At 69.0% G+C, this 14,305-nt stretch carries 13 protein-coding genes; 11 read left to right on the top strand and 2 right to left on the bottom strand.

The window, feature by feature from the left end; translation table 11 throughout:
- Positions 1 to 18: 18 nt before the first annotated feature.
- Positions 19 to 1,218 (top strand): PucR family transcriptional regulator, encoded by a 1,200-nt coding sequence (locus OO69_RS27800; protein ID WP_199811042.1) that lies wholly within the window; start codon positions 19 to 21, stop codon positions 1,216 to 1,218.
- A 675-nt stretch (positions 1,219 to 1,893) separates the two neighbouring features.
- Positions 1,894 to 2,901 carry a sugar ABC transporter substrate-binding protein gene (locus tag OO69_RS27795; protein ID WP_033283549.1) on the top strand — a complete coding sequence of 336 codons (1,008 nt, stop codon included), beginning with the start codon at positions 1,894 to 1,896 and terminating at the stop codon, positions 2,899 to 2,901.
- Positions 2,902 to 2,942: 41 nt separating this feature from the next.
- Here OO69_RS27795 and OO69_RS27790 read toward each other — a convergent pair whose 3' ends face one another.
- The gene (locus OO69_RS27790) at positions 2,943 to 3,944 is read right to left on the bottom strand and encodes a LacI family DNA-binding transcriptional regulator (protein WP_033283548.1); all 1,002 of its coding nucleotides are present in this window, start codon (positions 3,942 to 3,944) and stop codon (positions 2,943 to 2,945) included.
- 204 nt (positions 3,945 to 4,148) lie between these two features.
- Here OO69_RS27790 and OO69_RS27785 point away from each other — a divergent pair, with 204 nt between their 5' ends.
- Genes OO69_RS27785 through OO69_RS27770 form a run of 4 tightly spaced genes read left to right on the top strand, consistent with a single transcriptional unit; the run spans position 4,149 to position 8,447 of the window.
- The gene (locus tag OO69_RS27785; protein ID WP_033283547.1) at positions 4,149 to 5,099 is read left to right on the top strand and encodes a TIM barrel protein; all 951 of its coding nucleotides are present in this window, start codon (positions 4,149 to 4,151) and stop codon (positions 5,097 to 5,099) included.
- 12 nt (positions 5,100 to 5,111) lie between these two features.
- Positions 5,112 to 6,539, top strand: coding sequence for a sugar porter family MFS transporter (locus tag OO69_RS27780; protein ID WP_033283546.1), 1,428 nt, complete (start codon positions 5,112 to 5,114; stop codon positions 6,537 to 6,539).
- Positions 6,540 to 6,567: 28 nt separating this feature from the next.
- Positions 6,568 to 7,584 (top strand): Gfo/Idh/MocA family oxidoreductase, encoded by a 1,017-nt coding sequence (locus OO69_RS27775; RefSeq protein ID WP_033283545.1) that lies wholly within the window; start codon positions 6,568 to 6,570, stop codon positions 7,582 to 7,584.
- Positions 7,581 to 8,447 (top strand): sugar phosphate isomerase/epimerase family protein, encoded by an 867-nt coding sequence (locus tag OO69_RS27770; protein ID WP_033283544.1) that lies wholly within the window; start codon positions 7,581 to 7,583, stop codon positions 8,445 to 8,447. Before OO69_RS27775 ends, OO69_RS27770 begins: the two co-directional genes overlap by 4 nt.
- A 427-nt stretch (positions 8,448 to 8,874) precedes the next feature.
- Here the strand turns inward: OO69_RS27770 and OO69_RS27760 are convergent, their stop codons facing one another.
- On the bottom strand, positions 8,875 to 9,456 hold the full coding sequence (locus tag OO69_RS27760; protein WP_033283542.1) for a helix-turn-helix domain-containing protein: 582 nt from the start codon (positions 9,454 to 9,456) through the stop codon (positions 8,875 to 8,877).
- A gap of 115 nt (positions 9,457 to 9,571) precedes the next feature.
- Here OO69_RS27760 and OO69_RS27755 point away from each other — a divergent pair, with 115 nt between their 5' ends.
- From OO69_RS27755 to OO69_RS27735, 5 genes are all read left to right on the top strand, one after another.
- Positions 9,572 to 10,408, top strand: a complete 837-nt coding sequence (locus OO69_RS27755; RefSeq protein WP_033283541.1) for a DMT family transporter — start codon at positions 9,572 to 9,574, stop codon at positions 10,406 to 10,408.
- 46 nt (positions 10,409 to 10,454) lie between these two features.
- Complete coding sequence (locus OO69_RS27750; RefSeq protein WP_033283540.1) at positions 10,455 to 11,102, top strand: FMN-binding negative transcriptional regulator; 648 nt, start codon at positions 10,455 to 10,457, stop codon at positions 11,100 to 11,102.
- A 49-nt stretch (positions 11,103 to 11,151) separates the two neighbouring features.
- A complete protein-coding gene (locus OO69_RS27745) occupies positions 11,152 to 11,859 on the top strand; it encodes a B3/4 domain-containing protein (protein WP_033283539.1) in 708 nt (235 codons plus the stop codon).
- Between the two features lie 925 nt (positions 11,860 to 12,784).
- Positions 12,785 to 13,621, top strand: coding sequence for an alpha/beta fold hydrolase (locus OO69_RS27740; protein ID WP_033283538.1), 837 nt, complete (start codon positions 12,785 to 12,787; stop codon positions 13,619 to 13,621).
- On the top strand, positions 13,614 to 14,234 hold the full coding sequence (locus tag OO69_RS27735) for a TetR-like C-terminal domain-containing protein (protein ID WP_033283537.1): 621 nt from the start codon (positions 13,614 to 13,616) through the stop codon (positions 14,232 to 14,234). The genes OO69_RS27740 and OO69_RS27735 overlap by 8 nt, the downstream gene beginning before the upstream one ends.
- The last annotated feature ends 71 nt before the right edge of the window (positions 14,235 to 14,305 follow it).

The following is a 14,305-nucleotide window of genomic DNA, read 5'->3' as shown; positions in this document are numbered from 1 at the left end:
GGGAAGGAGCAGGCCAGGATGGAGCACATGCACACTCCGACCTCGCCCTCGGCCCTGCCTCCGCCGGACCCGCATGTCGTCGCGCTGGCACGCCAGTGCCTGGAGGAGATCGACAGCCTGGTCGACGAATGGGCCGAGTACGTGGGACCGCTGCGTGCCTCCTATTCGGAGCTGGTCTCCCCGCAGGAGTTCCGCGACAGCGCCTGGCAGGCGTTCGAGGTGCTGCTGCGTACCGTGGCCCGACTGCCGGTGCCGGAACACATCGCCGGTGTCTCCGAGCGGGTCGGCGAACAGCGTGCCCGGCAGGGTGTTCCGCTGGACGCGCTGCTGCAGGCCGCCCGCGTGGACTTCCGGGTCGTGTGGGCCGCGCTGGTGCGGCGCGCGGGGGACGAGGGCAGGGCGCAACTCGTCAACTCCGCCTACTACGTGTGGGAGGCGGTCGAGCACCACGTCACCGGCATCATGACCGCCTACCAGCGCACCGTGCTGGAGATGGGGCGGCGGACGGAGGACGAGCGGCGGCTGTGGTTCAGCCGGCTCCTCGACAGCGACGGCCGCAACCCGACCGTGGTGCAGGATGCGGCGCGGGCGCTCGGGTTCCAGGTGTCCGGACGCTTCCTGTGCGCGGTCACCCCTGGAGGCGGCGAGGCGTCCCTGCGCGGCGTGGCGAACGCACTCCGTACGCTCGGTGCCCCGCTGCAACAGCAGGCGGTCGCCTCGGACATGGTCCTGGTCGTCCAGCTGAGCCCCAGACTGACCCGGGACGCGGTACTGGCACAGCTTCAGGGGACACCGTGCGGAGTCTCCCCAGAGGTGACCGGACTGACCGAACTGCCCCGCGCGGTCACTCTGGCGACCGCCACGGCCCGCGTCCTGCCGCCCGACGCCACCGAACCGCACCGCCTGGAGGACAGCTGGCTCGACGTCCTGGTCCACCGGGCCGGGGACCTCGGCCGGGATCTGGCGGCCGACGTGTTCGGCGGCCTGCACGCGGGAGCGCCCCCTGCGGAGGCGGACCGGCTCCTGGAGACCGTCCAGACGCACCTGTCGGGCAGCGGCTCCGTCGCCGACACGGCCGCCGCCCTGTACTGCCATCGCAACACCATCCAGCAACGCCTCAACCGCTTCGCCGAACTCACCGGCCGCGACCCCAGACGCCCCAAGGACGCGGCGCTGGTGGTACTGGCCCTCAGCGCGAATCGCCTGCGTCAGATGTGAGGCCGGAATGCGCCGGGCCTGGTAGTTGGGCCGGATCTCGCTTCTTGCCTCACTGGCGATGCCCGTCTGGGTCAGGGAGCCCGGACCCGATTCTGAGCGGCAAGCACTGGGTCGCCACGTGTACGCACTCGACGCCTCCGACAAGTACTTGCCGTTTGCATGGCGGCTATGACCCTGACCGTCGCACCCGCCGCCGCTGACGCCGCCACACGCCCCGACGGTCCCTCCGTATGGCGCTCACCGATTCTCCTGTCGACACATCGGCTCCCGATACACGCTTCCCGCATGCCTCCGCGGGACGCCCCGCAGCCATGCCCGTTCGGCCGCAAGTTCCGCCACCAAAATCCTTGTCGGAACGTCCTGACAAACCGATTGACATCCCTTGGGGTCGGTCTCATAGTTACGAGCTACTAGAGCGCGCTAATGACGCGCTCTAGTAGCTCACCACGAGCAGTCGCACCCATGACCGCCTCCCCAGCACACCGCCCCACCCGCGCAAGGCGCCCGGTCGGCCATCAGCCCGCCCCGCCTGGCACGAGCATGCTTTCACCACCGTCGCCAGGGGCCTCCCCGCCACGGCGTCGAAGCCGGGCCGCACCCCCGGGCCCCCGACACAACGGCACCGGCGGCCCCCTTTGAGATGAACCCCAACAAGCACAGTGAGGTGCAAGGGACATGCACGGACACCGCAGAGCCGCCGCCGCCCTGACCGCCACCGTCCTGGTCGGCGCCCTGTTCGCCGCCGGTTGCTCCAGCAGCTCCGGCGGCAAGAAATCCGCGGAAGAAGGGGGCGCCGCGTCCGCGGGCAAGGCCACCACCCCTCGGATGACCGTGGCCATGGTCACCCACGCCGCCCCCGGTGACACGTTCTGGGACCTGGTCCGCAAGGGCGCTCAGGCCGCCGCCGCCAAGGACAACGTCAGGCTCGTCTACTCCAGCGACCCCAGCGCCGGCAACCAGGCCAACCTCGTGCAGAACGCGATCGACCAGAAGGTCGACGGCATCGCGCTCACCGCAGCCAAGCCAGACGCCATGAAGGACGTGGTGGCCAAGGCGAAGTCGGCCGGCATCCCCGTGGTCGGCTTCAACTCCGGTGTGAGCGACTGGAAGAAGCTCGGCATGCTGGAGTACTTCGGCCAGGACGAGAACATCGCCGGCCAGGCCTTCGGCCAGCGCCTGAACCAACTCGGCACCAAGCACGCCCTCTGCGTCGTCCAGGAACAGGGCCAGGTCGCCCTTGAGGCCCGCTGCGCCGGCTTGAAGAAGGGCTTCAGCGGCAAGACCGACATCCTCTACGTCAACGGCACCGACATGCCGTCGGTGAAGTCGACGATCACCGCGAAGCTCAGCCAGGACTCCTCCATCGACCAGGTGGTCACCCTGGGCGCCCCGATCGCGCTGACGGCGATCCAGTCGCTGTCCGATTCGGGCAGCAAGGCCAAGGTCGCTACCTTCGACCTCAACCAGCAGCTGGTGAAGGCGGTCCAGGACGGGTCCGTGGAGTTCGCGGTCGACCAACAGCCCTATCTTCAGGGCTACTTGGCGGTCGACTCGCTGTGGCTGTACAAGACCAACGGCAACTTCAGCGGCGGCGGCACCGCGCCGGTGCTGACCGGCCCGGCCTTCATCACCAAGGACAACGTGGACGCCGTAGCCAAGTTCGCCGCGAACGGGACGCGGTAACCGCTCCCTCCCCGCTCGCCCCTGAACCGTACGTCCGTCTCTCAGGCCGGCGGTTCCGGGGCCGGCCCGCTGCTCCCCCGGACCACCAACTTCGGGTCCAACACCGCTTCCCTGGGCTCCAGTTCGGGCTTCTCCAGCCGCTCCACCGCGAAGCGCACCGCGTACTCCGCCATGAGCCCCGCGTCCTGACGCACGGTTGTCAGGCCGATCGGCATCAGGTGGGAGAGATGGCTGTCGTCGTAGCCGACGACGGACACATCACGCGGCACCTCGACACCGGCCCGGGTCAAGGTCATCAACAGGCCCATCGCGCAACGGTCGTTGCCGGCCAGGACCGCGGTCGGCAGGGGCTCCCCCCGGTCCCGTTCCGCAAGGAGCAGACGGCCCGTCTCGATGCCCGACTGCTCCGTGTGGTCACCGGGGATCACACGCACCTCGGACTCCAGCCTGTGGCGCCGCATCGTCGCCCGGTAGGCGCGGCGCCGGTCGGCCGAGCCGGGGCCGCTGCCACCGTCGATGTGCACGATCCGGCGGTGCCCCGATTCGACGAGGTGGTCCATGGCCTGCCGTACGCCCTTGCCCTCGGCGGAGTGCACGAAGTCGACGTGGGCGTGCGGCACTCGGCGGCTGACGGAGACGGCGACCGTACGGCGCCCGAGTTCGTCGAGGAAGGAGGGCTCCGCGAACGAGCCGAGCAGGATCAACGCTTCGCAGCGGTGGCTGAGCAGCGCCTCGACGGCCTTCTCCTCGCTGCGGCTCTGCGTGGCGCCGGACAGCAGGACCTCGTAGCCGAGGCGTTCGGCCTCGGGGTAGATGCCCTCGATGAGATCCGTGTGGAAGGGCTGCTGCACGGCGAACATCACGCCGAGCGTGCGGCTGTGGCCACGGGCGAGCAGCCTGGCCGCGCTGTCGGGGCGGTAGCCGATCTCGTCGGCGACGCGCAGCACCCGTTGCCGGGTCTCCTCGCTGGCTCCCGGCTGGTTGCGGAAGATGATCGAGACGAGCGCCCTGGAGACACCGGCCTTCTCGGCGACATCCGCCATCGTGGGCCGCTGCTTGCCCGATGCATCCACCTGTGAACCCACCCTTCGACGTGGTCCACCTTAGCCAGCGATCTCGAAATCTCCCGGCAACAGGCTATTGACATGACATTTGGACCAGGGTCATCGTACTCGTACTAGAGCGCGCTAGTAGAGCGCGACAGCAAACATCGCGAAACTCCCGATCTCGGGGTGAAGGGACATGTCATGGCAACGGCGCCAGGCCCACTCCGTACCATCGCCGGCAACCTCTGCCTGGGCTCCGCCCCCGACTCCTGGGGCATCTGGTTCCCCGAGGACGAGCAGCAGGTGCCGTACACCCGCTTCCTCGACGAGCTGGCCACGGCCGGCTACCAGTGGCTGGAGCTCGGCCCGTACGGCTATCTCCCCACCGACCAGCAGCGACTGAAGGAGGAGCTGGACGCCCGTGGGCTCCAGGTCTCCGGCGGCACCGCCTTCGGCGCCCTGCACCGGCCGGAGGCGTGGGACGAGATGCTCGCCCACGTCCGGCAGGTCGCCGCGCTGACGGCCGCCGCCGGCGCGAACCACCTCGTCCTCATCCCGCCGATGTACCGCGACGAGAAGACCGGCGCGTTCACCGAGTCGCCTGAGCTGACCACCGAGCAGTGGGCGGGCTTCGGCCGATCCGCCGACCGGCTCGGCAGGCTGCTGCTCGACGAGTACGACGTACGGCTCGTCATCCATCCGCACGCCGACAGCCACATCCAGACCCAGCCGGAGATCGAGCGGCTGCTCAACGAGTCGGACTCCCGCTACACCAACCTCTGCCTGGACACCGGGCACGTGGCCTACGGCAGCGGCGACAACCTCGACCTGATCCGCCGCTTCGGCGAGCGCGTGGGCTACGTCCACATCAAGCAAATGGACCCCGCGGTACTCGCCCAAGTCGCCGCGGAGGACCTGTCGTTCGGGGAGGCGGTCAAGCGCGGGGTGTGCGTGTCACCTCCCGCGGGCGTACCGAACCCGGCCGACGTGGTGGCCGAACTCGCGCGGCTCGACGCCGAGTTGTTCGTCATCGTCGAGCAGGACCTGTACCCGTGCGAGCCCGAGGTGCCCTTCCCCATCGCGGTCAACACCCGTGAGCACCTGGCCGACTGCGGCCTGACGGGCACCCGGCGCCCGCACCTCGACCGATAGGAGGCAACGGCTATGGACGTCAGGGACGACACGACCACAGCCCCGGCCACCGCGGTCGCGGACGACGCCACTCCGGCGGACTCCCGACGCCTGCGGCTCATCACCGTCATCGCCACCTTCGGCGGACTCCTCTTCGGCTACGACACCGGCGTCATCAACGGCGCACTGCCCTACATGACCGACGACCTGGGCCTGACCCCCTTCACCGAGGGCATGGTCACCAGCTCGCTGCTGCTCGGCGCGGCGGTGGGCGCGATCACCGGCGGCCGGTTCTCGGACGCGCGCGGGCGGCGGCGTACGATCCTCGTCCTCGCCGTGGTGTTCTTCGTCGGCGCACTCGGCTGCACGCTCGCGCCGAACACCGCCGTCATGGTGGTGGCCCGCTTCGTGCTCGGGCTCGCGGTCGGCGGCGCCTCGGTGACCGTGCCCGTCTACCTCGCCGAGATCTCCCCCGCCGAGAGGCGCGGGGCACTGGTCACCCGCAACGAACTCATGATCGTCAGCGGGCAGTTGCTCGCGTTCACCTCCAACGCGGTCATCGCGCGGGTGGGCGGTGAGTCCGGTGGTGTGTGGCGCTACATGCTCGTACTCGCCACGATCCCGGCCGTCGTGCTCTGGTTCGGCATGCTGGTCATGCCGGAGAGCCCGCGTTGGCTGGCCTCCAAGACCCGCTTCGCCGAAGCCCTGGACGTGCTCAAGCAGGTCCGGTCCCAGCAGCGGGCCGAGGCCGAGTTGCGCGAAGTGTCCGCGCTCGCCGTCAAGGAGGACCAGCAGAAGCTCGGCGGCTGGCAGGACATGAAGTCCACGCCGTGGCTGCGCAGGCTGATGTTCGTCGGCTTCGGCATCGCCATCGTGCAGCAGATCACCGGCGTCAACACGATCATGTACTACGGCACCCAGATCCTCACCGCCGCCGGCTTCACCGCCGACAGCGCCCTGACCGCCAACATCGCCAACGGCGTCATCTCGGTGCTCGCCACCTTCGTCGGCATCTGGCTGCTGGGCCGCGTCAACCGCCGCCCCATGCTGATGACCGGTCAGATCGGCACGACAGCAGCCCTGTTGCTCATCGGAGTCTTCTCTCTCCTGCTCCCGTCGGGTGACGGCCGGGCCTTCGCCGTGCTCGCCATGACGGTCACCTTCCTCGCCTTCCAGCAGGGGGCGATCTCGCCGGTGACCTGGCTGATGCTCTCGGAGATCTTCCCGATGCGGATGCGCGGATTCGGGATGGGTGTCGCGGCCGTGGTGCTGTGGCTGACCAACTTCGCGATCGGGCTGGTCTTCCCGTCCCTGGTCTCCGCCATCGGTGTCTCCAACACCTTCTTCCTCTTCGTGGTGGCGGGCGTCATCTCATTCACCTTCGTCAAGCTCTACGTCCCCGAGACCAAGGGCCGCACCCTCGAAACCCTCGAAGCCGAACTCCGGACGCGCTTCTCCTGAACACCCCTCATTCCTGAAGGAATTGACCATGACCATACGTGTAGGCGTCATCGGCGCCGGCTGGATCGGCAAGCAACACATCCAACGCCTCACCCACACCGTCACAGGCGCCCGCGTCACCGCGGTCACCGACATCGACCCCGCCCGTGCCGAGGAGGCCGCGGCGCCGGTCGGTGCCCAGGTGCTGCCCGACGGCGCGGCCGTGATCGCGGCGGACGACGTCGACGCCGTGCTCGTGACGTCCTGGGGTCCGACCCACGCCGAGCACGTGCTGACCGCGATAGCCGCCGGAAAGCCGGTATTCTGCGAGAAGCCGCTGGCGACCACCGCCGAGGACTGCCTGCGGATCATCGAGGCCGAGACAGCACACGGCCGCCGCCTGGTCCAGGTCGGCTTCATGCGCCGATACGACGCCGGATACCGGCAGTTGAAGCAGGCCATCGACTCCGGCCGCATCGGCGAGCCGCTGATCGTGCACTGCGCCCACCGCAACCCGACCGTCCCGGAGTCGTACACCTCCGACATGGCCGCCCTGGACACAGCCGTGCACGAGGTGGACGTACTGCGCTGGCTGCTCGACGACGAGATCGTCTCCACCCAGGTGGCCACCCCGCGCGCCACGAGCAAGCGGTTCGCCCACCTCAAGGACCCGCAGATCATGCTCTTCGAGACCGCCAAAGGTGTTCGCATCGACCTGGAGGTCTTCGTCAACTGCCAGTACGGCTACGACATCCAGTGCGAAGCGGTCGGCGAGGAAGGGCTCGTCCGGCTGCCCGACCCGGCCGCCGTCGGCGTGCGCACCGCGGGGCAGCACAGCACGGAGGTGCTCACCGACTGGGTGGGCCGCTTCGCGGACGCCTTCAACACCGAGTTCCGCGAGTGGATCGCGGGCATCGCCGCCGGCACCGAACCCACCGGGCCCTCGGCCTGGGACGGCTACGCGGCCAGCATCATCACCAGCGCCACCGTCGAGGCCCTGGAGTCGGGCCACGTCATCGCCACTGACCTCAAGCCCCGACCCGCCTTCTACGGAGGTGCCGCGTGAAGATCGCCCTCGACCCTTACATGTTCCGCGCCCTGCCCATCGACGACATGGTGCGCACCGTCGCCGAACTCGGCTACAAATACATCGAGTTGTCGCCCCGCGACGACTTCATGCCGTTCTTCCTCCACCCGCGCGCCGACGACGACCGCGTGGCCGAGCTGAAGAACTCCCTGCGCACACACGAGGTGAAACTGTCCTCCGTGCTCCCGCTGTACAAGTGGTCCTCCCCCGGCGAGACCGAGCGACAGACCGCCGTCCGCTACTGGAAGCGGATGATCGAGATCACCGCCGAGCTCGAATGTCCGCTGATGAACTCGGAGTTCAACGGCCGCCCCGAGCGCGCCGCCGAGAGCGAGGCCGCCTTCTGGCGCTCGCTGGAGGAACTGCTCCCGGTCTTCGAGCGGGAGGGCATCGCCCTCAACCTGGAGGCCCACCCGGACGACTTCTGCGAGGAGAACGCCCCCGCCGTCGACCTCGTCCGCGCCATCAACAAGCCCTGGGTGAACTACCTCTACTGCGCCCCACACTCCTTCCACCTCTCGGGCTCCGACCCGACGGCGGACATCGCCGCGATGATGCGCTACGCCGGCGACAAGCTCCAGCACGTGCACATCGCCGACTCCTTCAACCACAAGGGGTCCAGCGGCCTGCGGTACATCCTCAACCCGCCGGGCACCACCGCCCGTATCCACCAGCACCTCGACATCGACCAGGGCGAGGTCGACTGGAACGCCTTCTTCGGCACCCTCCGCGAACTCGGCTTCGACGGCGTGGCCACCGCCTGCGTCTTCGCCTGGGAAGAACGCGCCCGCGAGTCGTCGGCCTTCATGCTCGACCGGATCACCAAGGAACTCACCGTGTGAACGACCAACTCATCAGGCCGACTTGAGATGCGCTCCGGGTGTCCGGGGGCTGGGTGCCTTCACCGACCGGCTTCGCAGGTGACGGGGCAGCGTTGACTCCGCCTGGGTGACCTCCTGCTCGCGTCGGACCCAAGTGATGCGACCGGAGACGAGAAGCAGTTGCAAGCCGTTCTCGATCCGTGCGCGGACCCGGCTGGGGAAGTCCTCGTCGCACCACAACCTGTCCAGCTGGTCTCGCACCCACATCGCCGTCGTACAAGCCGGGTTGCTCGCCTGCTCACCTGACCGGGGACGGAGCGACAACTGACATCTCAACAACTGCATCGATCGTCGAAACAGCCCCGAGCATGCCTACTGATCATGCCGGCCCACCGAGACACTCCAAGATCCCGGACTGTCACTCACTGAATCTCCTGTGCCTCGCGGGTCAGGTCGAGGCGGGGCCGGGCGGCAGCTGAACCGTCATGATCAGGTTGCAGGTCTCAGTGCCGGAGCCGCGGTAGATGTGCGCGGTGTCACCGTCGAAAGTGGCTGTTTGCCCTGCTTCCACGACGTGTTCAGCGCCGTCGACGATCAGGGTCATCCGACCGGAGGTGACGCTGACGGTTTCCACGACTCCGGCCTGGTGGGGATGACTGGGGTATTCCTCGTCCGGTTCCAGTCGCCACCGCCACACCTCGACAGGAGCCGGACCTGAGGTCGTCAGCATGAGCCGGGCCTCGCTGCCCAGTTCTCCGGTCCACAGGGGCACCACGGTGTCTGCGGCCACGATGCGGACGCGGCCTTCGGGAGGTCCCTGCATCAGGGCGGACACCGAGATGCCGAGGGTGTCGGCCAGCCGGACAAGGGTGGCCAGGTTGGGGTTGCCCTGGGCCTTCTCCAGCGCCACCAGGGCGCCTTTGCTGACTTGGGAGCGTCGGCTGAGTTCCTCCAGCGTCAGGCCCGCACGGGTGCGGGCCGCCCGGACGTTGTGCGCGATGGTCCGCAGGGCTGCGGCTGTCTCGGCCATCTGATCTCCATCCTCGCCACCGTTCATCACAATGCACCGCGCGGTCGTTTGGTTGACACGGGCCGGTCGTTACGTTGTACGGTGTAGTCGTTCTAATGATAGTAAGGGATGAACCGTGATCGTTCTGCTGCTGGCCCTGGGCAGCTCACTCGCCTACGGATGCGCCGACTTCCTCGGCGGCCTCGGCGCCCGCAAAGCTCATGTGCTGCGTACCGTGATGATCGCCGCCCCGGCCTCGTTCATGGTTGAGCTGTTGCTGTGGCCGGTGCTCGGCGCCTCGTTCAGCACCGGCGCCCTTGGCTGGGGTGCCGCGTCCGGCGTCGCCTCCGCCGCCGCGTTCGTCCTGCTCTACCGGACGCTGGCGATCGGTCCCATGAACGTGCTGTCGCCCGTGACCGCACTGGTGTCCGCCATGCTGCCGGTCGGGGTGGGCCTGTTGCAGGGTGAGCACCTGGCCGTCGCCGGACTGGTCGGTCTGCCGCTCGCACTGGTGGCGGTCGTACTGGTCAGCGCCGGACACGGCGGCGGGTCGACGCGCCCTTCCCGTACGGCGCTGCTGTTGGCCTTCGGCGCGGGCGCCGCCATCGCCCTCCAACTGATCTTCCTGCACCAGGCGCCCTCCGACAGCGGCGTGGCGCCGCTGATCACGGGAAGGGCGATCTCCTCGGCCATCACCCTGGCCGCAGCCGGGGCGATGTACCGGAGGCTGGGCTCGAAGCGGCCCGCGTACGCGATGTCCGCAGCCGCGGGCATCCTGGACTCCGTGGCGAACCTGCTGTTCCTGCTCGCCTCCCGCAGCGGGGACCTCGCCGTCGTAGCCGTGATCGTCGCCCTCTACCCGGCCGGCACCGTTCTGCTCGCCCGCACCGTGCTCGCCGAACGCATCCACCGCGGACAGATCGTCGGCCTGGGCACCGCCGCCGTCGCCGTCGGCCTCCTCGCCCTGACCTGAGTGCCCCTGAAGGCCACCCCGCAGCCGACGATGCAAGGAGACCAGCATGTTCATCCAGCCCTGGGACGCCAACCTCGACGAAGCCGAATGGCAGACCTGGCTCGGAGAAGGCCACGACTTCGGACAGCTCAACGTCAACGACCTGCCCGGCCACCCGCCCGTCGCCGTGCCCACCCACTTCACCAGCGACGGGAACCATCTCCTGATCCACCTCGCCCGGCCCAACCCGGTCTGGAAGGCGATCGAGCAGGACCCGAACGTCCTCTTCACCGTCTTCGGTGACTACGCCTTCATCCCCGGTCCCTGGCGTGCCAAGCCCGGTGCTCCCCCTGCCGACGGAGTCCCCACCAGCTACTACACAGCCGTCCAGTTCGCCTGCCGTGCCCAGGTCGTCGACGACCCCGAGGCCAAGGCAGAGCTGCTGCGCCGCCAGCTCGCCCACTTCCAGCCCGACGGTGATCATGGCCCCGTGGCCGTCGACCAGCCGCCCTACGGCCGAATGCTGCCCGGCATCCGCGGCCTGCGCCTGGAGGTCACCGATGTCCTGGCCAAGTTCAAGTACGACGACCACAAGACCGTCGAGTACCGCACCGCCGTCGCCCATCGCCTCACTGAACGCGGCCAGGGCCTGGACGTGCCCACCGCGCGCCAGCAGCTCCGCCGCCTGGACCGCGTCGGCCCATGGAAACCCTGACATCCGTACCCACCATCCCCGTACGCACGCAGGAAACGGAAACCCGCCCATGCCCGCCTTCCGCATCGCTCCCGACGTCGCAGTGTCCTTCCCCGACACTCTCATCGCCCTGGTCACCGCCACCGGCCTGCGCGGCCACGAACCCTGGCCCGACACAGCCGCCGCCCTGGAAGAGCTGGAGCAGCAGTTGGCCGACGGCACCTGGCACCCCGCCGACGAGACCGACCCCCGTATCGAGGCCTGGCACACCGCCTACCGCTCCTTCGGCACCAACCCCCGCCGCATCCGCCCCAGCGTCGACGCACTCGGCCGCCGTCTCGCCAAGAAGGGAACGCTGCCGCGCATCAACCCGGCTGTCGACTCCTACAACTCCGTCTCCGTCCGGCACGGCCTTCCCTCCGGCGCCTTCGACCTGGACCACGTCACCGGCGACGTCGACATCCGGTACGCGGACGGCAGCGAAGAGTTCACCCCGCTCGGCGAACCCGACACCGTCGAGAACCCCGAACCCCGCGAAATCATCTACGCGGACACCACCGGCGTCCTGACCCGCCACTGGAACCACCGTGACGCTCACCGCACCCGAGTCACCGAGGACTCCACGCACGTCGCCTTCGTCCTCGAAACCCTGCACGCCACCCGTGACGGCGACCTCCTCAAGGTCGCGGCGGAGGAACTGCAAGGCCTGCTCGCCGCGCACACGGCACAGACCGCCGTGCACTACCTCAGCCCGGAACAGCCCCAGGCCACGACCTGAGATCACCGTCCCTTCGCCTGGTCGAGACGATCCACCGCGTGCGAGCGATCCACCACGGCCAGCCGCGGGGACCAGGCAGCGCTCCCCGAGCCCGTTCGCCTGGGCGGGCTGGAGCTTGTCGCGGGGCCCGTCGAACGGCGACAGCCGGGCCGCTCCACCCAACTGCCGGGGCGCAGATCGCCCACAGTGATTCCAGGGAGTCCCATGCCTAACCCAAGCATTCCGCCCTCCCGGCCCGACAAGCACGATCCGGCGACGCTCGACCTCCAGACCCAGGCGGTGCACTGCGGGAATCAGGCTGACGCCGGCACGGGCGCGATCCGTACACCGATCATCATGGCGAACTCCTACACCCTGCCGGATGACCCGTTCACGCTCGACCCGAACAATCCCGACCTGCTCGTCTACACACGCGAGTCCGGCGCGAACCAGCTCGGGCTCCAGGTGACCGCCGACCGTACGATCCGCAGATCGACCGACCCGGCATTCACGACGACCGACAAGGGTGACCTGCACTGGAACAACGGCCAGTGGGGCCGCTTCCTCGTCAAGGGCAAGGGCGCGCGCGGGTCGGGTCCGCGGGAGCGCGAGGCGTTCGTGTTCACGGAGGGCCCGCTACCTCGGCACCCAGCGCGGCCGGCAGCCGCTCGGAAGGAAACAGCGGAGCGTGCGGATCCAGCGCATCGTCCGGGAACGGACCCTGGACCTCCTCGATGTACCACCACAGCAGTTCGCGGCCGCGACCTGGAACGTAGCGGTGATGAGGGTCCCAGTAGTTCTCGCGGAAAAACAGCCCTACGCCGTGCGGCAGCCCATTGTTCCGAGCTCGACCCCCGATCGAGTGCGGCTGGGTGTGGCGTTGACCCTCACGGCTAACGTGACTAGTCTATGGCTAATCACGTTAGCCATTTTGATGGAGGACGGCATGACCGAGCACCTGAGAATCGGCAAGAACACCATCGCCTTCGACGTGACCGGGGAAGGCCCCCTCGTCGTGCTGGCGCACGGTATCGGCGACAGCCGGCATTCCTACCGCTTCCTCGTTCCCGGCCTGGTAGCCGCCGGTTACCGGGTCGCGAACGTCGACATCCGAGGGTGCGGTGAGTCCAGCCTCGGCTGGGACGGTTACAGCCGCACCGACATCGCCGGAGATCTGGTCGCCGTCGTGCGTCACCTCGGCGGGCCGGCCGTGATCATCGGGCAGTCGATCAGCGGCGGCGCCGCGACCATCGCGGCCGCCAGCGCGCCCGACGTGATCAGCGGAGTGATCGAGCTGGCTCCGTTCACCCGTGCGCAGCCGGTCGATCTGGGCGGGCTGATCCGGGTCAGGCGCTTCCGGACCGGGTACATGCGGATGGCGCTGGTCATCGTCCGGGGACGCCTGGCGGACTGGAAGAAGTACCTCGACGTGGCCTACCCGGCCAAGCCCGCCGACTGGAACAGCGAACTGGCCCGCATAGAGGCCACGCTGAGTGAGCCCGGCCGGATGAAGGCCCTGCAGGACATGTGCAAGTCCAAGCCCACCGACGCCGGCACCCAACTCGCCCACGTCACCTGCCCGGTCCTGATCGTCGAAGGCAGCCTGGACCCCGACTGGGCCGACCCCCGCGCCGAAGGGGCGAAGATCATCGCCGACCTGCCCGCCGGCCTCGGCGAGCTCGCGGTGATCGACGGCGCCGGTCACTACCCGCACGCCCAGACCCCCGACCAGGTCCTCGCGCTGGCCCTGCCGTTCCTGGCCAAGGCGGCCGGCCGTGCCTAGGGCCGGACTCACCGCCGCGGCGGTCACCGAAGCCGCCGCCGCCCTGGTCGACGAGGTCGGGTTCGACCAGCTTGGCATGGGCCTGGTCGCCGAACGGCTCGGGGTCAAGACCCCCTCGCTGTACAAGCACGTCACCGGCCAGACCGACCTCGCCCACCGGATCGCCATCCTGGCCATGAACCAGTGCGCCGACGCCATCCGCGACGCCATCCAGGGGCGGTCCGGCACCGAAGCCCTGGCCCGCGGCGCGCAGGCGATGCGGACGTTCGTCAAGGACCACCACGGCCGGTACGCCGCAGCCAACGCCGCCCGCCCGACCGGACCCGACGACCCCCTCATCGACGCCCTCAACCGGGTGGTCGACTCCTGGGCGGCCATGCTGCACGGCTACCGGATCGACCCCGACCAGCAGATCCACGCGCTGCGGATGCTGCGCACCGTCCTGCACGGATACGCATCCCTGGAAGCAGCCGGTGGGTTCCAGTTCGCCACCGACATCGACGACAGCTTCACCTGGATGATCGACTTCATCGACCACGGCCTGCAGGAGACCACGGCCACCAGCACCCACAGCGCCCCCTCCCTCAGGGCCGCGCCGGGCGTGACGCTCTGACCCGCCGTGGACCACGCCCCACGCCGTTCCCCGGCCCCACCGGCCACCGGTGGACCACCCGCTCGCCGAGC

This window comes from Streptomyces sp. NRRL F-525, assembly GCF_000716605.1.
GTDB lineage: Bacteria > Actinomycetota > Actinomycetes > Streptomycetales > Streptomycetaceae > Streptomyces.
Note: the sequence above shows the minus strand (reverse complement) of the source record. Positions and strands in the feature narration are given on the sequence as shown.